Origin of the sequence: Comamonas sp. Y33R10-2 (assembly GCF_019355935.1) — a bacterium.
Lineage (GTDB): Bacteria > Pseudomonadota > Gammaproteobacteria > Burkholderiales > Burkholderiaceae_C > Comamonas.
Genome location: NZ_CP079925.1, coordinates 1,680,434 through 1,699,686 on the forward strand (window position 1 = coordinate 1,680,434; position 19,253 = coordinate 1,699,686).

The 19,253-nt window shown below is 57.2% G+C and carries 13 protein-coding genes; 9 read left to right on the forward strand and 4 right to left on the reverse strand.

Annotated elements, in window-relative coordinates; all coding sequences use genetic code 11:
• Nucleotides 1-73: 73 nt before the first annotated feature.
• Nucleotides 74-1,780 carry a dihydrolipoyllysine-residue acetyltransferase gene (aceF, locus tag KUF54_RS07595; RefSeq protein WP_219346024.1) on the reverse strand — a complete coding sequence of 569 codons (1,707 nt, stop codon included), beginning with the start codon at nucleotides 1,778-1,780 and terminating at the stop codon, nucleotides 74-76.
• 18 nt (nucleotides 1,781-1,798) lie between these two features.
• Nucleotides 1,799-4,513: a pyruvate dehydrogenase (acetyl-transferring), homodimeric type gene (aceE, locus tag KUF54_RS07600; RefSeq protein WP_219346025.1), complete on the reverse strand. Its 2,715-nt coding sequence runs from the start codon at nucleotides 4,511-4,513 to the stop codon at nucleotides 1,799-1,801.
• 310 nt (nucleotides 4,514-4,823) lie between these two features.
• Between aceE and KUF54_RS07605 the strand changes: the two genes are divergently transcribed.
• The 5 genes from KUF54_RS07605 (at nucleotide 4,824) to KUF54_RS07625 (ending at nucleotide 12,224) form a co-directional block, all read left to right on the forward strand.
• On the forward strand, nucleotides 4,824-7,394 hold the full coding sequence (locus KUF54_RS07605) for a PAS domain-containing sensor histidine kinase (protein ID WP_219346026.1): 2,571 nt from the start codon (nucleotides 4,824-4,826) through the stop codon (nucleotides 7,392-7,394).
• Nucleotides 7,391-8,059 carry a response regulator transcription factor gene (locus KUF54_RS07610; RefSeq protein WP_219346027.1) on the forward strand — a complete coding sequence of 223 codons (669 nt, stop codon included), beginning with the start codon at nucleotides 7,391-7,393 and terminating at the stop codon, nucleotides 8,057-8,059. Before KUF54_RS07605 ends, KUF54_RS07610 begins: the two co-directional genes overlap by 4 nt.
• A gap of 158 nt (nucleotides 8,060-8,217) precedes the next feature.
• Nucleotides 8,218-9,072: a bifunctional methylenetetrahydrofolate dehydrogenase/methenyltetrahydrofolate cyclohydrolase FolD gene (gene folD / locus KUF54_RS07615; protein ID WP_219346028.1), complete on the forward strand. Its 855-nt coding sequence runs from the start codon at nucleotides 8,218-8,220 to the stop codon at nucleotides 9,070-9,072.
• 204 nt (nucleotides 9,073-9,276) lie between these two features.
• Nucleotides 9,277-11,328, forward strand: coding sequence for a M3 family metallopeptidase (locus KUF54_RS07620; protein ID WP_219346029.1), 2,052 nt, complete (start codon nucleotides 9,277-9,279; stop codon nucleotides 11,326-11,328).
• 212 nt (nucleotides 11,329-11,540) lie between these two features.
• Nucleotides 11,541-12,224 (forward strand): glutaredoxin family protein, encoded by a 684-nt coding sequence (locus KUF54_RS07625; protein ID WP_219346030.1) that lies wholly within the window; start codon nucleotides 11,541-11,543, stop codon nucleotides 12,222-12,224.
• Nucleotides 12,225-12,428: 204 nt separating this feature from the next.
• On the opposite strand, the gene KUF54_RS07630 is transcribed toward KUF54_RS07625, so the two are convergent.
• Nucleotides 12,429-13,229: a response regulator transcription factor gene (locus KUF54_RS07630; protein ID WP_219346031.1), complete on the reverse strand. Its 801-nt coding sequence runs from the start codon at nucleotides 13,227-13,229 to the stop codon at nucleotides 12,429-12,431.
• Nucleotides 13,230-13,607: 378 nt separating this feature from the next.
• Between KUF54_RS07630 and KUF54_RS07635 the strand changes: the two genes are divergently transcribed.
• The 4 genes from KUF54_RS07635 to KUF54_RS07650 all read left to right on the forward strand — a co-directional run bounded on the left by KUF54_RS07635 (nucleotide 13,608) and on the right by KUF54_RS07650 (nucleotide 18,058).
• The gene (locus KUF54_RS07635; RefSeq protein WP_219346032.1) at nucleotides 13,608-14,396 is read left to right on the forward strand and encodes a hypothetical protein; all 789 of its coding nucleotides are present in this window, start codon (nucleotides 13,608-13,610) and stop codon (nucleotides 14,394-14,396) included.
• A 141-nt stretch (nucleotides 14,397-14,537) separates the two neighbouring features.
• Nucleotides 14,538-14,933: a hypothetical protein gene (locus KUF54_RS07640; protein ID WP_219346033.1), complete on the forward strand. Its 396-nt coding sequence runs from the start codon at nucleotides 14,538-14,540 to the stop codon at nucleotides 14,931-14,933.
• A 91-nt stretch (nucleotides 14,934-15,024) separates the two neighbouring features.
• Nucleotides 15,025-16,731, forward strand: a complete 1,707-nt coding sequence (locus KUF54_RS07645) for a DUF4384 domain-containing protein (RefSeq protein ID WP_370627586.1) — start codon at nucleotides 15,025-15,027, stop codon at nucleotides 16,729-16,731.
• Between the two features lie 298 nt (nucleotides 16,732-17,029).
• Nucleotides 17,030-18,058 (forward strand): tetratricopeptide repeat protein, encoded by a 1,029-nt coding sequence (locus KUF54_RS07650; protein WP_219346034.1) that lies wholly within the window; start codon nucleotides 17,030-17,032, stop codon nucleotides 18,056-18,058.
• A gap of 38 nt (nucleotides 18,059-18,096) precedes the next feature.
• Here KUF54_RS07650 and KUF54_RS07655 read toward each other — a convergent pair whose 3' ends face one another.
• Nucleotides 18,097-19,119: an aldo/keto reductase gene (locus tag KUF54_RS07655; protein ID WP_219346035.1), complete on the reverse strand. Its 1,023-nt coding sequence runs from the start codon at nucleotides 19,117-19,119 to the stop codon at nucleotides 18,097-18,099.
• Nucleotides 19,120-19,253 lie beyond the last annotated feature (134 nt).

Sequence of the window (19,253 nt, forward strand, 5' to 3'; positions counted from 1 at the left end):
ACTAGCCCAGATACTCTCTAGGCTACAAGCCGATTTCATTCAAAACCGGCCTGTATTCAGCGTGAATCTCGCCTTACAGCAGAATGCGACGGTAGTCGGCCAGCACAGCGCCCAGGTAGGCGTTGAAGCGGGCAGCAGCAGCGCCATCGATCACGCGGTGGTCGTAGCTCAGGCTCAGCGGCAGCATCAGGCGCGGCTGGAAGGCCTTGCCGTCCCACACGGGCTGAATGCTGCCCTTGGACAGACCCAGAATTGCTACTTCAGGTGCATTCACGATAGGCGTGAAGTCCGTGCCACCAATGCCGCCCAGCGACGAGATGGAGAAGCAGCCGCCTTGCATGTCGGCCGCACCCAGTTTGCCGTCGCGGGCCTTCTTGGCCAGCTCGCCCATTTCCTGGCTGATCTGCATGATGCCCTTCTTGTCGGCATCCTTGAGCACCGGAACGACCAGGCCGTTCGGAGTGTCAGCGGCAAAACCGATGTTGAAGTACTTCTTGTAGACCAATGTGTCGCCGTCGAGCGATGCATTGAACTCTGGGAACTTCTTCAAAGCCGAGACCACGGCCTTGATGACGAAGGCCAGCATGGTGACCTTCACATCGCTCTTGGCCTTGGCGCTTTCAGCATTGGTGCTGACGCGGAAGGCTTCCAGCTCAGTGATGTCGGCCAAGTCGTTGTTGGTGACATGGGGGATCACCACCCAGTTGCGGTGCAGGTTGGCGCCCGAGATCTTTTTGATGCGGGACAGCTCTTTGCGCTCGACCTCACCGAACTTGGCGAAATCAACCTTGGGCCATGCCAGCACCTCCAGACCGCCGACGTTGCCGCCAGACGACTTGGCAGGCGCTGCGGCTTGCTGCGCCAACGTTTGCACCGCACCGGCCATCACCGACTTGGTGAAGGCTTGAATGTCATCAGCCGTGATACGGCCCTTGTTGCCCGAGCCCTTGACTTCAGCCAAAGGCACGCCCAACTCACGAGCGAACTTACGCACGGAAGGCGATGCGTGAGGCAGCTGACCCGAAGGCGCAACCGTGGGGTTGTGCGCTGGAGCAGCCGATGGTGCGGGGGCAGCAACGGGAGCGGCGGCTTGCACTGGCGCTGCTACAGGAGCAGCAGCTTGAGCGACTGGAGCGGTGGCCTCAGCCTGTGCTGATGCCGGTGCAGTAGCTGCAGCGCCTTGCACAGTGATTTGACCAACCACATCACCGATGTTGACGGTGTCGCCAACCTTGATAGTCAGCGCCGTGATGGTGCCGGCCGATGGCGATGGAATCTCCATCGAAGCCTTGTCGGACTCCACGGTGAACAGCGATTGCTCAACTGTCACGGTGTCGCCCACCTTGATCAGCATTTCAATCACAGCCACGTCCTTGAAGTCACCGATATCGGGAATCTTCAGGTCCACGGTGGTGGATGCAGCAGGTGCAGCAGCGACCGGTGCCTCAACCGGTGCTTGTGCCACAGGAGCGGCGGCAACGGGTGCCGGCGCGGCAGCAGCCACAGGCGCCTCAGCAGCCGCTGCTGGGGCAGGAGCCGCGTCAGCGGTTTCCAGCACCACGATCACGGAGCCTTCTTTGACCTTGTCGCCCAAAGCGACCTTGATCTCTTTGATCACGCCAGCGTGGCTGGAAGGGATCTCCATGGAGGCCTTGTCGGACTCCACGGTCAACAGGGACTGCTCGACCTTGATGGTGTCACCCACCTTGACCAGCACTTCGATCACGCCAACTTCTGAGAAGTCGCCGATGTCGGGGACTTTGATGTCTATTGATGCCATGTTCAGTGTCTCCCGTTCTTACGCGTGCAGCGGGTTGATCTTGTCGGTGTTGATACCGTACTTATGGATCGCTTCGGCCACCGTTGTCGCCTTGATCTTGCCTTCATCAGCCAAGCCGCGCAGTGCAGCCAAGACGATGTAGTGACGGTTGATTTCGAAGTGCTCGCGCAGCTTGGCGCGGAAGTCGGAGCGACCAAAACCGTCGGTGCCCAGCACCTTGTAAGTGCGGCCCTTGGGCATGTAAGGACGAATCTGCTCGGCGTAAGCCTTCATGTAGTCGGTCGAAGCCACGACTGGGCCGGGGTGAGCCGCCAGTTGCTGCGCCACGAAAGGCGTCTTGGCCGCTTCCAGCGGGTGCAGCATGTTGAAGCGATCAACTTCCTGACCTTCGCGGGTCAGTTCGTTAAACGATGGGCAGCTCCAGACGTCGGCAGCAATGCCCCAGTCTTTTTCCAGCAGCTCTTGTGCGAAGAACGATTCGCGCAGGATGGTGCCCGAGCCCAGCAGTTGAACGCGCAGACCGCTCGCTGGCACCTTTTGGCCGGGCTTGACCATGTACATGCCCTTGAGAATTTGCTCCTCCGTGCCTTCGGTCAGACCGGGCATGGGGTAGTTTTCATTCAGCAGGGTGATGTAGTAGAAGATGTTTTCCTGGTTCTGCACCATGCGGCGCAGACCGTCTTGCATGATCACGGCCACTTCGTGAGCGAAGGTGGGGTCGTATGTCACGCAGTTAGGAATGGTGTTGGCCAGAATGTGGCTGTGACCATCTTCGTGCTGCAGGCCTTCGCCGTTGAGCGTAGTACGGCCCGATGTGCCGCCCAGCAGGAAGCCGCGCGCTTGCAGGTCGCCCGCTGCCCAAGCCAAGTCGCCAATGCGCTGGAAGCCGAACATTGAGTAATACACATAGAACGGGATCATGACCCGGTTGCTATGGCTGTAGCTGGTGGCCGCAGCGATCCAGCTGGACATGCCGCCGGCTTCGTTAATGCCTTCTTGCAGAATCTGGCCGGCCTTGTCTTCGCGGTAGTACATGACCTGGTCCTTGTCGACCGGGGTGTACTGCTGACCGTGGGGGTTGTAGATACCGACTTGGCGGAACAGGCCTTCCATACCAAAGGTACGGGCTTCGTCCACCAAAATAGGCACGACGCGGGGGCCGATGTTCTTGTCACGCAGCAGCTGCGTCAAGAAACGCACATAGGCCTGAGTCGTGGAGATTTCACGGCCTTCAGGGGTGGGCTCCAAAATCGCCTTGAACGTGTCCAGCGCAGGCGCAGTGAACTGCTCGTCAGCTTGCTGGCGACGGTGCGGCAGGTAGCCACCCAGAGCCTTGCGGCGCTCGTGCAGGTACTTCATCTCCGGCGTGTCGTCGGCCGGCTTGTAGAAGGGGATGTCCGCGATCTGGCTGTCTGGAATTGGGATGTTGAAACGGTCGCGGAAGGCCTTGATGTCCTCGTCGCTCAGCTTCTTGGTCTGGTGAACGTTGTTCTTGCCTTCACCGATCTTGCCCATGCCAAAGCCCTTGACGGTCTTGACCAGCAGCACGGTAGGCTGACCCTTGGTGCTGTTAGCTGCGGCAAACGCAGCGTAGACCTTTTGCGAGTCATGGCCGCCGCGGCGCAGGTTCCAGATTTCGTCGTCGGACATGTGCTCGACCATCTTCAACGCGCGAGGATCGCGGCCGAAGAAGTTCTTGCGCACAAAGGCACCATCGTTGGCCTTCATGGCCTGATAGTCACCGTCGTTGCACTCCATCATGATTTTCTTGAGAACGCCGTCCTTGTCCTTGGACAGCAGCTCGTCCCAGCCCTTGCCCCAGATCAGCTTGATGACGTTCCAGCCGGAGCCGCGGAATTCACCTTCCAGCTCTTGAATGATCTTGCCGTTGCCACGCACCGGGCCATCCAGACGCTGCAAGTTGCAGTTGATGACGAAGACTAGGTTATCGAGGTTTTCGCGTGCGGCCAGACCGATCGCGCCCAGCGATTCCACTTCGTCCATTTCACCGTCACCGCAAAACACCCAGACCTTGCGGTTTTCAGTGTTGGCAATGCCACGGGCGTGCAGGTACTTCAGGAAACGTGCCTGGTAGATGGCCATCAATGGGCCAAGGCCCATGGACACGGTTGGGAACTGCCAAAAATCGGGCATCAGCTTGGGATGCGGATAGCTGGACAGACCCTTGCCGTCCACTTCTTGACGGAAGTTCAGCAGTTGGTCTTCAGTAATACGGCCTTCAAGGTATGCGCGGGCATAGATGCCGGGCGAGACGTGACCTTGGATGTACAGGCAGTCACCACCGTGGTTTTCGTTTTCTGCGTGCCAGAAATGGTTGAAGCCGGCAGCAAACATATTGGCCAGCGAGGCGAAGGAGCCAATGTGGCCACCCAAGTCACCGCCTTCAGGCGGGTGAATACGGTTGGCCTTAACGACCATGGCCATGGCGTTCCAGCGCATGTAGGCACGTAGGCGGCCTTCAATTTCGAGGTTGCCGGGGCACTTCTCTTCTTGGCTGGATTCAATGGTGTTGACGTAGCCCGTGGTTGCCGAAAAAGGCATGTCCACGCTGCTTTGACGAGCGTGCTCGAGCAAGTCTTCAATCAGCTTGTGGGCGTAGTCTGCGCCTTCACGGTCGATCACGGCCGAGAGGGCATCCATCCACTCGCGGGATTCTTGTTGGTCCAGGCCAGCGGGCAAGCCAGCGCCTTTGGGATCAGTCTGAGCTGTCATTGTGAGTGTCTCCTTGGACAAGGGGTAGCTTTACGCCCAATCAGTGAGTCTTCTATCAAGCCTGCAAGGGTCAAACCTCGCTCGCTGACTTAAGAGCACTGCACCATTGGGCGCACCACGAATTAAACCGATTCACTGTGTCGATCGACGCAGAGTTTCGCACATTTTTTTTGAATTTCAAATTATGCTTTTTGATTTCATAATATGAAAAAATGCTGCGTATGCACACAGATCGACGTCTCTAGAACCTGTTTTTTACGCGACAAAAATACTCGCAAGTTTCGCTGGGTCTCTCCCCTACACTCATCACATGCAAACAAGCAATCAAGAGCTAGAAAAAAAAGAAGAGGACAGCGTCCCATCCATTGTCATTGCAGCCCCTGTGCGTTGGTGGCGCAGTTGGTGGCGCAGCCTGTCGCCTACCCGGCAAGACCGTTATGCGGCTTTAGCGCCTTTGGCATCGGTGCTGATGTTCATGGCAGCCATCATTGCCTCATTCTGGTATTTGCGCACGGAAGAAGTAGACCGCGAGCATGAAGTGCTGCGCCGCGACGTGGAATATGCCCAGCAGCGCGTGCGCCTGCGCCTTTTAGAGCGCCAAGAACAACTCATGCGCATGGCCCGGGACATTGGCGCTCGCGATATGCGCAAGGCCGACTTTGATGCCCGCAGCGAAGCGCTGATCAACCAATTCCCGGAGTTGCAATCCATCACCTGGGTCAACGATAAGCGCCAGATTTTGCACAGCGAATCTGCGCCCACGGTGAGCACGGACCAGTTACGCGTCGTGGGTGAGACGCTGCACCAGCGTGAAACACTGCAGGCCTACGGCCATGCCCGTGAAATTTTGCAGCCCATTTATATGCAGGAAAGCGCCGCGCAAGGGGAGCTTCCGCCCTTGCTGCAACTGCATGTCCCTATCAGCCATAACAGCCGTTATCAAGGTGAGCTGCTGGCCGAATTTTCGCTAGACAGCTTGCTGCGCTACGGCACGCCCACAGAAGTCTTGGCGCGCTACGCCATCACCATGCTGGACGAGCGAAAGCATGTACTGGCGGGCACGCCGCTATCGCCACGTAAAACACCCACAGAGCTGCTGCACTGGCGTGCGCTTGCCAATGAATATGCGGTTCCTGTCGCACCTGTGGGCCCCAGCTTGATGCTGCGCGCGCAGGCCTATCACACCTCTTCAGGCATGGTGGGCAATGGCTTGTTCTGGCTGGTGGGCACCTTAAGCGCCATGACGTCTTGGTTGCTGCTGGCCACATGGCGCCACACGCGCCGCCGCCAGCGTGCGCAGGAAGCTCTGGTGGCAGAGACCAACTTCCGCCGCGCGATGGAGAATTCAGTGCTCACCGGTATGCGCGCGCTGGATTTGCAAGGCCGCATCACCTACGTGAACGCCGCTTTTTGCCAAATGACAGGCTGGAGCGAGCAAGAGCTGGTCGGCCAACTGCCCCCCTACCCTTACTGGCCAGACAACGATTACGACAACCTTCACTCGAAGTTGCGCGAAGAGCTGTCGGGAAAAACCATCGTCGGAGGCTTTCAAGTCAGGGTTAAGCGCAAGAGCGGCAGTTTGTTTGATGCCCGCCTGTATGTCTCTCCACTGATTGATGCGCATGGCCAGCACAAGGGCTGGATGTCTTCGATGACAGACATTACCGAGCCCAATCGCATCCGCGAGCAGCTATCTGCATCGTATGAGCGCTTTACCATTGTGCTGGAAGCACTTGATGCTTCTGTTTCTGTAGCACCCTTGGGCAGTGCCGAGCTACTGTTTGCCAACAAGCTTTACCGCCAGTGGTTTGGCTCGCACACAGAAGGCCACCTGCAACTGGTTGCTCAAGCGGGCAAGCTGCCCGTACGCAACCAGCCCGCCGAGGGCGAAGATGGCCTGATGGGACTGCCCACCGGCACCATCACCAGCGCCCGCAGTGAGAATGCGGAGATTTTTGTGCCCAGCCTTGGCAAATGGCTGGAAGTGCGCTCGCGCTACCTGAGTTGGGTAGACGGCCGCTTGGCCCAGATGGTCATTGCCACAGACATCACCCAGCGGCGTAATGCTGAAGACCAAGCGGCCCAGCAAGCCGAAAAAGCCCAGAGCGCCAGCCGCCTCATCACCATGGGCGAGATGGCTTCGAGCGTAGCCCACGAGTTGAACCAGCCGCTCACTGCCATTAGCAACTACAGCTCAGGCATGCTGACGCGCCTTGAAAGCGGCACGCTCACGCCTGAGCAGATGAAGTTTGCGCTGGAAAAAACCGCCCATCAGGCCCAGCGCGCAGGGCAAATCATTCAGCGTATTCGCTCTTTTGTGAAAAAAAGCGAGCCCAACCGTATGCTGGCTCAGGTCTCCGAAATGGTCAGCGAAGCGCTGGAATTGGTGGGTATTGAGCTGCGCCGGCGCAATGTGCAGCTCACCTCGCATATCGCAGAGCGCATGCCGCCGCTGCTGGTCGATGCGATTTTGATCGAGCAAGTGCTCATCAATTTGATGAAAAACAGTGCGGAGTCGATTGATATGTCCGGCCGCCCACTGGGCCAGCGCAATGTGGAGCTACGTGTTCGCCCTCAGTTGTTTGAGACCCAGCAAGGCATCGAATTCATCGTCGAAGACACTGGCAAGGGCCTGCCGCCCGAAGTGCTTGAACGCTTGTTCGAAGCCTTCTTCTCCACCAAGAGCGAAGGCATGGGCATTGGCCTGAATTTATGCCGCTCGATTGTCGAATCGCACCATGGGCGCATGCACGCTGAGAACCTCTACAATGGTTCTGAGGTCATTGGCTGCCGATTCACATTCTGGCTACCATTGGCACCGGGGGTGGAGACGACAACACTCACCACGACAAGCGAACCCATAAAGAGGACGATTGCATGAGTTTGATACCCAAAAAAGGCACTGTTTACGTAGTTGATGACGACGAAGCGGTCCGTGATTCCCTGCAGTGGCTGCTGGAAGGCAAGGATTACCGAGTGCGCTGCTTTGACTCCGCCGAGACCTTTTTGTCGCGCTATGACCCGCGCGAAGTGGCCTGTTTAATCGTAGACATTCGCATGGGCGGCATGAGCGGCCTGGAGCTGCAAGACCGACTGATCGAGCGCAAGTCTCCCCTGCCCATCGTCTTCATCACCGGCCACGGCGATGTTCCTATGGCAGTGGACACCATGAAAAAGGGCGCACTGGACTTTATCCAAAAGCCGTTCAATGAGCCCGAGCTGCTTGGCTTGGTCGAACGCATGCTCGATCGCGCTCGCGAAGCCTTTACCGGCCACCAGCAAGCCGCTAGCCGCGATGCGCTGCTGGCCAAGCTGACTGGCCGTGAAGCACAGGTGCTGGAGCGTATCGTCGCCGGCCGCTTGAACAAGCAAATTGCGGACGACTTGGGCATTTCCATCAAGACTGTGGAAGCGCACCGCGCCAACATCATGGAAAAGCTCAACGCCAACACCGTGGCCGATCTGCTCAAAATCGCTCTGGGCCAAGGCCAAACCAGCGCGGCGGCTAAGGCTGCAGCTGCTGCAGCAGCGGCTGCCATCAATTAAGTGCGCCAAGTGCCGCCTGCGAAACTGCAGGCTACTTCAATCGCGAGATAATCCTAGGAGCACTGGCCGGGCACCTCCGCTTTAGCCAACTCCTATTCTGATAGCTGCTAGTGCTTGTAAATCAAGGGCTAGCAGCATTTTTTATTGGTAATCCAGCAATGACAGCCCAAATCATCGACGGCAAGCTTCTCTCCGAACAACTGCGCAAGGAAGTCGCCACCCGCGCCGCCGCGCTCAAAACCAAGGGTGTGACGCCCGGTCTGGCAGTCGTTTTGGTGGGAGATAACCAAGCCTCTCAGGTCTATGTGCGCAACAAGGTCAAGGCCTGCGAAGACGTGGGCTTTCACTCGGTGCTGGAAAAGTACGACGCATCCATGACCGAAGCCGAGTTGTTGGCCCGCGTGGAAGCGCTCAACAACGACCCCAGCATTCACGGCATTCTGGTCCAGTTGCCCCTGCCCAAGCACATTGACGACCACAAGGTCATTGAAACCATCTCGCCTGCCAAGGATGTGGACGGCTTTCACGTTGCCAGTGCCGGCGCGCTGATGGTGGGCGAAGTCGGCTTCAAGGCCTGCACACCCTACGGCTGCATGAAGATGCTGGAATCGATTGGCATGAAGGACCTGCGTGGTAAGCACGCCGTGGTCATCGGCCGCTCCAACATCGTGGGCAAACCTATGGCCATGATGCTGCTGGCCGCCAACGCCACCGTCACTGTCACGCACAGCGGCACCGCCGATCTGGCCGCCATGACCCGCCAAGCCGATGTGATCGTCGCCGCCGTGGGCAAGGTGGACGTATTGACTGCCGATATGGTCAAGCCCGGCGCTGTGGTGATTGACGTGGGCATGAACCGCAATGCCGAAGGCAAGCTGTGCGGCGACGTGGATTTCAACGGCGTCAAGGAAGTTGCTGGTTTCATTACGCCTGTGCCCGGTGGTGTGGGCCCCATGACGATTACTATGCTGCTGGTCAACACTATGGAATCGGCTGAGCGCGTGGCGCTCTGACTCCCCCTGAGCGGCTTTGCCGCTTCCCCCTCTCTCGCTTCGCGGGAGGGGGACGACAACTCGGTGCGGGGCGGCCCTTCCTCGTTGTCTCTGGCCTAAATGCCGTTAGCGCGCTACTGACCACAGCCTGACGCTATGACTGCCATAGCAAATATTGCCGTTGCAGCACTTGATTTTCACGACCTTGCCGGCACCTAATACAGCATGAGCAATCCACTCCTCGAATCCTCCTCCCTGCCCCTGTTTGACCGCATTCAACCTGCGGATGTGGCACCCGCCATCGACATCTTGCTAGCTCGCGCCAGCGAGGCACTGGAGACTGTTGTTGCGCCAGACTTTCCTGCTAAGTGGGAAGCTATCTCTGCCGTGCTGGATGTGGCTAGCGAAAAGTTTGGCACGGCATGGTCAGCCGTCAACCACCTCAACAGCGTGGCCGACACCCCTGAGTTGCGCGCCGCCTATAACGAAGCCCTGCCCAAGGTCACCGAGTTCTGGACTGATCTGGGTGCCGATGAACGCCTGTACGCCAAGTACAAAGCCATTGACCCTGCAAGCTTGAACAAAGAGCAGCGCGCGGCTTGGGATCATTCCATTCGCGGCTTTGTGCTGTCGGGGGCTGAGCTGCAAGGCGCAGCTAAAGAGCGCTTTGCCGCCATTCAAGCCCGCTCTGCCGAACTGACGCAAAAATTCAGCGAAAACGCGCTGGATGCCACTGACGCTTTTTCCTATTACGCCACGGCCGATGAGCTCGATGGCGTGCCTGCAGACGTCATCTCAGCCGCTAAAGCAGCGGCTGAGGCCGATGGCAAAGAAGGCTACAAGCTCACGCTGAAGATGCCCAGCTACCTGCCCGTGATGCAGTTTGCCAAGAGCAGCGCCCTGCGCGAGAAGCTTTACCGTGCCTATGTGACCCGCGCTTCCGATCAAGCCGAAGGCGATGGCAAACGCTTTGACAATACCGCTGTCATGCAAGAGATTCTGGCCCTGCGCCTGGAAGAATCTCAGCTGCTGGGCTACCAAAACTTCGGTGAAGTTTCCGTCGTCACCAAAATGGCTGACTCCCCCAAGCAAGTAATCGATTTTCTGCGTGACCTAGGCCAACGCGCCCGCCCCTACGCCGAAAAAGACGTGGCCGACCTGCGCGCTTTTGCCAAAGCAGAGTTGAACCTTGACCAGCCCCAGCCTTGGGACTGGGCCTTTATCGGCGAAAAGCTCAAAGAAGCGCGCTACTCGTTTAGCGAGCAAGAGCTCAAGCAATACTTCCCGGCGCCCAAAGTGCTGGCGGGTCTGTTCAAGATTGTCGAGACACTGTTTGAAGTCTCGATTCGCCGCGATGAAGCCGCTGTGTGGAACCCCTCGGTAGAGTTCTACCGCATCGAGCGCAGCACGCCCCAAGGCCCAGAGCTGGTGGGCCAGTTCTACCTAGACCCACAAGCGCGCAAAGGCAAGCGCGGCGGGGCGTGGATGGACGATGTGCGCACCCGCTGGTTGCGCCCCGACACCCACCAGCTGCAAACCCCGGTCGCCCATCTGGTGTGCAACTTTGCCAGCGGTGTCGACGGCAAACCGGCCCTTCTCACGCATGACGACGTCATTACCCTGTTCCACGAAACAGGCCACGGCCTGCATCACATGCTCACGCAAGTGAACGAGCGCGATGTCTCCGGCATCAGCGGTGTGGAGTGGGATGCGGTGGAGTTACCCAGCCAGTTCATGGAAAACTTCTGCTGGGAATGGGATGTGCTCAAGCACATGACGGCCCACGTAGATACTGGCGAGGCCCTGCCCCGCGCGCTGTACGACAAGATGATTGCGGCCAAGAACTTCCAGTCCGGCATGCAAACCCTGCGTCAGATCGAGTTCTCGCTGTTCGACATGCTGCTGCACACGGATCACAACCCTGCAGACGACCTTATGCCGCTACTGGCTAAAGTCCGAGCAGAGGTGGCCGTGCTGCCATCACCCACCTACAGCCGCACGCCTCACACCTTCAGCCATATCTTTGCTGGTGGCTATGCGGCAGGCTATTACAGCTACAAGTGGGCTGAAGTGCTTAGCGCTGATGCTTACGCCGCATTTGAAGAAACTGCACTGGCCGATGGCTCGCCCAACCCAGAAACCGGCCGCAAATACCGCGAGTCGATTCTGGAAGCCGGTGGCAGCCGCCCCGCTATGGAGTCGTTCAAAGCCTTCCGCGGCCGCGAGCCTCAAATTGATGCGCTACTGCGTCATCAAGGCATGAGCCAAGCCGCTTAATTATTGGCACCTACAAAAAAGCGTCTCATTGAGACGCTTTTTTACGCTCGACGCTGACATAAGCTGACTTAAACCTCACGTCTGTCCTTCAGACCGTGCGCTCTTGCAATGCGTTTAGCGCCTGTGCAGGCTATGCTCTGTTAACTGCGCTTACACCTTTTGACGACAATCGGTTTAAGACAATCATTTTTTAGTCATTTTTCAGGACTTAGATGACGCGTCCCTTTATTAAAAACACAGCCCTGCTGCCCGCCCTCTTTCTTGCGTCCTGCGCTGCCATGGTCAGTGGCGCCAGCCATGCTCAAAACTTGTATCGCTCCGTAGGCCCTGATGGCCGCGTCACCTACTCCGACCGGGTGAACACCAGCGCAAATGCAAACCCAAGCACTAACGCCAAGGCCAGTGCAGAAACAGCAGGCAATGCAGAAAGCAGTTCCGCGGCTAACGCACAACTGCCCTTTGAGCTGCGCCAGACTGCCAACCGCTACCCTGTCACGATCTACACCGGCAAGGACTGTATGCCTTGCGACGAAGCACGCAGCTTTTTGCAAAACCGCGGCATTCCTTACAGCGAACGCACGATTGAAAGCAGCAGCGATGTGGCCGCGCTCAAAAAGCTCAGCGCTCAAGAAAACCTGCCTTTTGCCACCATTGGCAACCAGCATCTCAAAGGCTTTGGCCCGGAGAACTGGAGCCAGTACTTGAATGCCGCAGGCTACCCCACGCAGTCCCTACTGCCTAAGACCTATAAAGCGGCAGCGGCCAAGCCGTTGACGGCTCCTGCGCCCACTGCTTCACCTGCGCAAAAAGCCGCAGAAGCTCAGGCCCAGCGTGAACCTATCACCCCTGCTCCTGGAGCGCCCACACAAAACAACCCTGCAGGTCTGCGTTTCTAAAAAATGGCACGAGGCCCGCACTGAAACTGACCCTGTTTTGTAGTGCTTCGCTCCTACATCAAATGGCCTTTTGTCGCTGCGCCTCGTACTAGCGTTGCTCGAAGACGCCAACGGCAGGAGCTATTTGAAAAGGCAATAGGTGCAGCCAAGATTGCGGCCATAACTTCCAAGCAGCCTGCATGAAGCGCCGTTCAATGCCAGCGGTCAAAGCATCCCAAACATCGAAGCGTGATTGACCGCCTGCGCTCGCGATCTCACCTGAAGTTTTCGGTAAATGTTTTTCACATGCGTATTCACGGTCAAGGCGCTGATGTCTAACCTTTTGCCAATTTGGGCGCTGGTGAAGCCAGAGGCGACCATACGTAAAACATCTTTTTCACGATCCGACAATCGCTCGGCAATTTTGGGTTTCTCACCCAAGTGGCCGCGCAATTCAGAAATTTTATTGTCAAAGCTTTTGATCAGTCGTTTGGTGACATGGGGTGCAATAGCCGCCCCCCCATTGGCAACTTGCAAGACCGCCTGCGCGGAGTTGCCGAACCATGAATGCTTTACCAAGTAGCCTGAGGCACCAAACTCCAGCGCTTTAATGACATTTTCATCCTCATCCATAGAGGTAATCACAATGCTTTGGCTCATTGGTCTGTGCTGTTGAAGGTAGCTCAGCAGTTGAATTCCAGAACCATCGGCCAGATGAATGTCCAGCAGCAGCACATCAAAATCAAGGCAGCGACACAAGCGCTTGCCGTCTTTGACGCCCTGCGCTTTGCCGACGATTTGAATGCGCTCATCTTGCGACAACTCGTGTTGAAGCACATTCAAAAAATGCATGTCGGCATCAATGATCGCCACACGAACAGGGCTGGTACGTTGCCCCACCAAAAATGCTGGCCAGATCGTCGGAGGATTCTGGAAGACATCAAATACCGCATCTTTTGTTACAGCAGAAGTATCACGATTACTTGCATCTGCAACAAAGCTTGCTCCTGATTTTAATAAGTTCATAAGCCACTACTCCTCAACACAAGGGAGAACAACTGCAAACAATAGTCACGTGCTAATGAACATTATTAGATGGATAGGGAAAATAAATAACAAATTACAACTCTTGCAGAATTTACAACTAGCAACTACCTCCGGAAAAAGATTGCAATGTTGCATTTTTTAACGCCCCATCAAAGGCATTGCTAGCGCATTTCAAGGGTTCTCGATTGCTGCCGAAAGGGTAGTGCTTGCAAGTGATATCGAAGATGGAACTTCAGCCGGAAACTGGAATTGAGCGATCACCCACAAGCTGCATCAACAGCACTTGCGACAGGTGTCCCGCTTTGTCTCTGGCCATGGGGGCCAAAGGTGATTTCTAACTTCCTGGGGAGCTTCATCATGAAATCGATTGCAATCTTTGCTCTGAGTCTTGTAGCTACAGCCGCAATGGCGGGCGGTCATTCTTCGAATGTTTCGTCAATCACCATCAGCGGCACCTCGAGCCAAACCGCCAGCATCAACGGCGGCATGGTCAACAACGCCGCGCAGTCTAAGGCCTATGCCAATCAGAACATTGCCTCCAATAAAGGCAATATTGATATCTCAGGCACGTCGACACAAACCTCAAACCTCGAAAACGCCAAAGTTTTCAATGATGCAAAGTCTGCTGGTGATGTCGCCGTGCAAAACTTGGCCTCCAACGTTGGCGACGTGAGCATTGATCGGAGCTTTCATGTCAAGGGCAACTCCACACAAACAGCTAACGTTGTAGGTTCCACCCTCAAAAACGAGGCAAATAGCACGGGCGCGGGCTGCTCAGGCCCAGATTGCAAGGATGCTGCATTGGCCTACCAGAATGCGGCCAGCAATATGGGTGACATCAGCATCAGTGGCACTAGTAGCCAGTATGTTGGCATTACCGGTGCAAACACCACGGTATCCAACCTTGCCAAGGGTGCGAATACGGTTGCTATTCAAAACATGTCCTCCAACTACGGCAAGGTCGACATCACCGGCAATTCGACACAGAACACCTATATCGCCAATGGTGCATATGTAGCGAATTTGGCCAACGGTACGCTGGCACATGCAATTCAGAACATTGCGTCCAACGACTCCTGCGAGCCACCACCCGTGGCCTGCGTAGGTCCAGCTTGCGGCCCATACTCTTCACACGCTTCTCGCTGAGCCCACTACTCAGCCAGCCCTTGAGGTTCAACCCGCAAGGGGTTGGCTGAGATGCATCCGGACGCCTGAAACGCATCTAAAGCCTATTGATGCGCTTTCAGACGTACCGCGAGCCCACCCGCTAGAGACTGGAGGCTTGTCATGACTTATTTCATTTGCAGCACTTGCACCATGCTGGCCTTGTTCGTCGTCAGCCATAGCGTATGGGCAGCTCCTGGTGAAGACCCTGTCGCGATTACCGGGCGCGTGACTTATCTCCAGCTACCCACAGCGCCGGCCTCACGCTCAACCAGCGTGCAATACATGCAAATCATGCCAGACGATGCAGCCGCAAAAGTCAGTCGATATACCGCCAAGGCTTACAGCAGCAACTTGGGCAATATCAAAACAGAAAAAGATGTTGTTCAGTCTGTGCAGACCAATGGCACTCGAACTAACTGCTATCAATCGATAGGTAGTGTCTCAGCGCCCCGCGGTGTCGGGAACAACGAACAGGTCGTTGTTTTGCGCGGGGACGTGATCAACATCTGCAATTGAAATAACGGATCAAAAAAGGCGCCAGCCACTGCACCGATTGATGCAGCCTGAAGTTGCGCCATGCCATGCATCAATCATTCAAGGGGTCATCATGAAACTCACGATAGTGGAAACGGTGGCGTCAAAAAAGGCAGCGTCCAGACACATGGGCGGTTTGGCAAAGGCCGGGCATTGGCTCTGCCTGAGCGCTGTGCTACTGAGCACTGGCTGCGGCCAGTTAGATGCACGCCGCCATACCGATGCCCATGAAATGGCCACCATCATGAACCGGCCCGTGGCGCGGCCCGTGCGCTCTATTTCAAGCTTTTCTGAGTCTCTTAGCTGCATGGATCACATGCTGCGTGCGGCTGAGCTACCCACCACACTGATCAGCAGCAAGCAGTTCCCCGACTTCTCGGGCAAGGTACCCGTGGCCGTCAAAGACATGGTGGTGACATCGCTCTCTCAGATGTCCCACCTCAGCAATGCCTTTCGATACGTGGACTACGAGGTGGATATTGCGCGCCAAGACACGGTGCAAAACCTCACCACCATTTTGCTCAACAACAACCAGATGCAGCTGCAGCGCCCCGCGCTTTATGTATCTGGAGCCATTGCGTTTGTGGACCAAAACGTGGCTAGCTTGCGCAATACAGCAGGCATATCTGGCGAGCGCGTTGATTTGGGCTACAGCAAAAGCAATACAGCCACGGTGGTTGCACTCGAGGCGCACTTGGGCGACTTTCGCACCCGCACCATCATTCCAGGGCTTGATTCGGCCAATGAAGTCGTCATCGGTGGTGCCGGTGATGGTGTCGATCTCGCGGGGCGTATTGGCACCTATGGCGTACGTTTTAACGTGGGCCGCGACTATGCCATGGGCACGGGCGGCGCTTTACGCACTTTGGTAGATTTGGCCATGATCGAATTGGTCGGCAAATGGGCCCGCGTGCCCTACTGGCAATGCCTGATGCTGGATCAAACCAACCCACACTTTCAGCGCCAAATGCGTGATTGGTTTGACGCCAGTGGATCAGACGGGCAGTTAAAGCTGGTGCGTTCATCGCTTATCAGCCGAGGCTATCTGGGCGCAGACCAAGCCAGTCTTAGCGCCAACGCCCCAGTGCTACGTGAAGCCCTTGCCCGCTTCCAAGCCGATCGCGGAGTCACCGTCAGTGGCGTTATCAACTTCCCGACCTATGAGGCGGCACTGCGTAACTTTGTCGGTCTCAATCCGGATGGCTCACTCACCCGTATTGGCTGGAGTAATGATGCAGTGGGGCCTGCCACTGTCGCGCAGACCCCAAGCTGGGCTATCAATTTGCAAGTTGAAAACCCACAGCCCGCAGGTTTACGCCCCGCGTTTAGCGAGGGCGAGCAAATCTTCCTGTCGGCAACCGTCACCAAAGCGTCGCACCTTTATTGCTACTACGTCGATACCGCAGGCGCTGTGACGAGACTGCTGCCCAATGCGCTGCAATCGAGCACCTTGGTGTCCGCTGAGCAAGCCGTGCGCATTCCAGACTGGATGAGTGCCAACCCCGGCTTTATTCTGGACGCTGGCAAGCCCGGTAACGAAGGGGTGATCTGCATCGCCACAGATACCGATGTCATGCCGAGCCTGCCAACCCAGATGCAAGGGCCTGCGCTGACGGTGATGAAAGATGTGCGCGGTACACAAGGCGTGCTGGATCAATTCCGCCAGGTGCTGGACGCTGGCAGACTCACCACGCAGACCATCCAATGGAGCGTGACGGCACGCAATGCACCCGCCGCATCAGCAGCAGCCACTCCGGCCACCGAGCAAGGTGGCAAATAAGATGGCCCGCCCAACGCAGCAGCAAAGCGCACCGCATCGCAAAGTTCTGCACATAAGGCGACTCGCCCTTGTCCAGAGCCTAGGCTTTCTACTGCTTTGTTGCGCATTTGCAGGCGGGGTTCCCCATGCCCGCACTCGGTCTGCGCAAGCAGCCCAGTGGGGCATCTCCACCCCCCAGCCAGCACCTCTTGAGAGTAGGCCATTAAACACGCCCGCCATCACACCTCTTGCGCCGGATACGCAACGCATTGAGGAGCCGCCCCCACCCTCTGCAGCCCCTGACATCACTGCTGCACCCGTGGCATCTTCAACGCCACTCATCGTGCGTGACAGTGGCAGCAAGGCATTGCAGCGTGAGTTGGAGCAACTACAAAAAGCCGCTAGCCCCCGCAGCGGCTATGGCAGCACCACAGCAGCGGCGCAGGCCGCATGGCAACTGGGGCTGATTTATTTGCATGGCGCGGGTGTGCGCATCGATCTGCCTCAGGCTCAACTGTGGTTTGAGCGCGCTGCCAAGCAAGGGCGCGAGCCTTGGGCCTATGCCGGTCTGGCTTGGTGCGCCATTGATGGTTGCGGCGCGCCAGCCAACCCAGGCGAGGCAGCCAAAGCGATTTCTCGGCTGCGCGCCACATACCCCGCTCGCGCCGATTTTCTGGCATGGCTGCAGGCCAGTCGCCTCAAGCCCATTCAAGTCAGCACACCGGCCAACACCGCAAACCCCATATCGGTTCACAGACTGACGGGGTCTGAGCGGCAATTGCTGGAACGTGCCGCGGCCGCTGGCGACACGCAAGCCAATATCGAGCTAGGCATTCAGGCCTTTGCCAGCAGGCAAATGCCGCTGGCTGAAAATTACTTGCGCCGCGCCGCCTCGCGCTCCGTAGTCGCTGCAAACAACCTGACCGCGGTTCGTCGGCTCGAAAAAAATGGCCTAAATGCGGCCAACTCCTTTGCTGCCCCCTCCTCTGCGGCCCCAGAAGGTTCAGCCCAAGCTGCGCTCAACATGGCCCGCATGTACCACCTAGGGCAAGGCGTGCCAGCCAATTACGCCGAAGCGCTGCGCTTTTACCGCTTGGCCGAGCAACGCGGCAGCAAGGAGGCGCACAAAATGATTGAGCTGATTTTTTCAAGGCCCTTGCAAGGCGCCGGGCTGGGCGGCGGTCTTGACCCCGCCTGGATGCAGCAACTTGCCAGAGCCGACCTGAGCCAGACGACACCCGTAATTACAACGGGCAGCACCACCGCACAGTTGCAGCGTGAGCCGTCGCCACTTTTTGACCTACTGGCCCAACCGTGGCAAAGGCGGCTGCTGCAAATCACTCAGTGAGCTAAGTGTTCGCAGTGATAAAAAGCATACTAAATTGATTAGTTCGGGCGCTTTTCAAACGCGTATTTTTCAGTATCCACCTCACCCTGGCCTTGCACCGCATAACGGTCACCCACCACAGCTTCAGGTTTGAAGATGTCGCTGAGCTCGGCCAAGATTTCAGCGCTGAGCTTGACGCTGCCGCCGCGCACGTCTTCACGTAGGTGGTCCACGCTGGTAGTGCCGGGCAGCGCAATGATGTGATCGCCTTGCGCCAGCACCCAAGCAATGGCCAGCTCAGCCAAGGTGCAACCCGCTTTTTCAGCCACGGCCTGCATGGGACTGAGCAAGCGCAGGTTTTGCGCATAGGCTTCGCCCGCAAAGCGCGGCATGGTGGCGCGGATGTCGCCCTTCACCAAGTTATCCACCTGCTGGAGCTTGCCGCTCAAAAATGCGCGGCCCATGGGGCTGAAGGCCACGTAGGCAATACCCAGTTCCTTACAAGCGGCCAGCGTGCCCAGCTCGGCATTGCGCGACCACAGTGAATATTCGCTTTGCAGGGCGGCAATGGGGTGCTCTTTGTGCGCGCGGCGCAGGGCATCAACGCCCACTTCCGACAGGCACAACTCGCGAATCTTGCCTTCTTCTTTTAGCCGTGCCATCTCGCCGACTGACTCTTCGATGGGTACGTTTTTGTCCCAGCGGTGCAAGTAGTACAGGTCCATCACGTCCGTGCCCAAACGCTGCAAGCTGTCTTCACAATTTTGGCGCAGGGTTTTGGGGCGACCGTCGATCACGCGGCGCACCACACCATCTTCACCACGCACACCGGCCATGCCGCCTTTGCTGGCCAAGGTGATGTGGTTGCGGTGGGGCTTGAGCACGGGGCCGACCAGTGATTCGCTAGCGCCAAAGCCATACAGTGCTGCGGTGTCGAACATCGTCACGCCCGCATCAATCGCAGCGTGCAGCACCGCGTGAGATTGTTCGGTGGACACGGGGCTTCCGTAGGCGTGGCAGAAGTTCATGCAGCCCAGCGCAACGTTGGCGACGCTAAAAGGGCCTAAAGGACGGTTTTGCACGAGGGCTCCTCAAAATCAAAAAATCTAAGCATTTATAGCCGGTAGTCCATACAAATCATGGACTAGCAGCTATCAATTTCAAAATAAAAACAACAAAGGCCGGAGCAAGCGCCGGCCTTTGTCTGCATCAATCA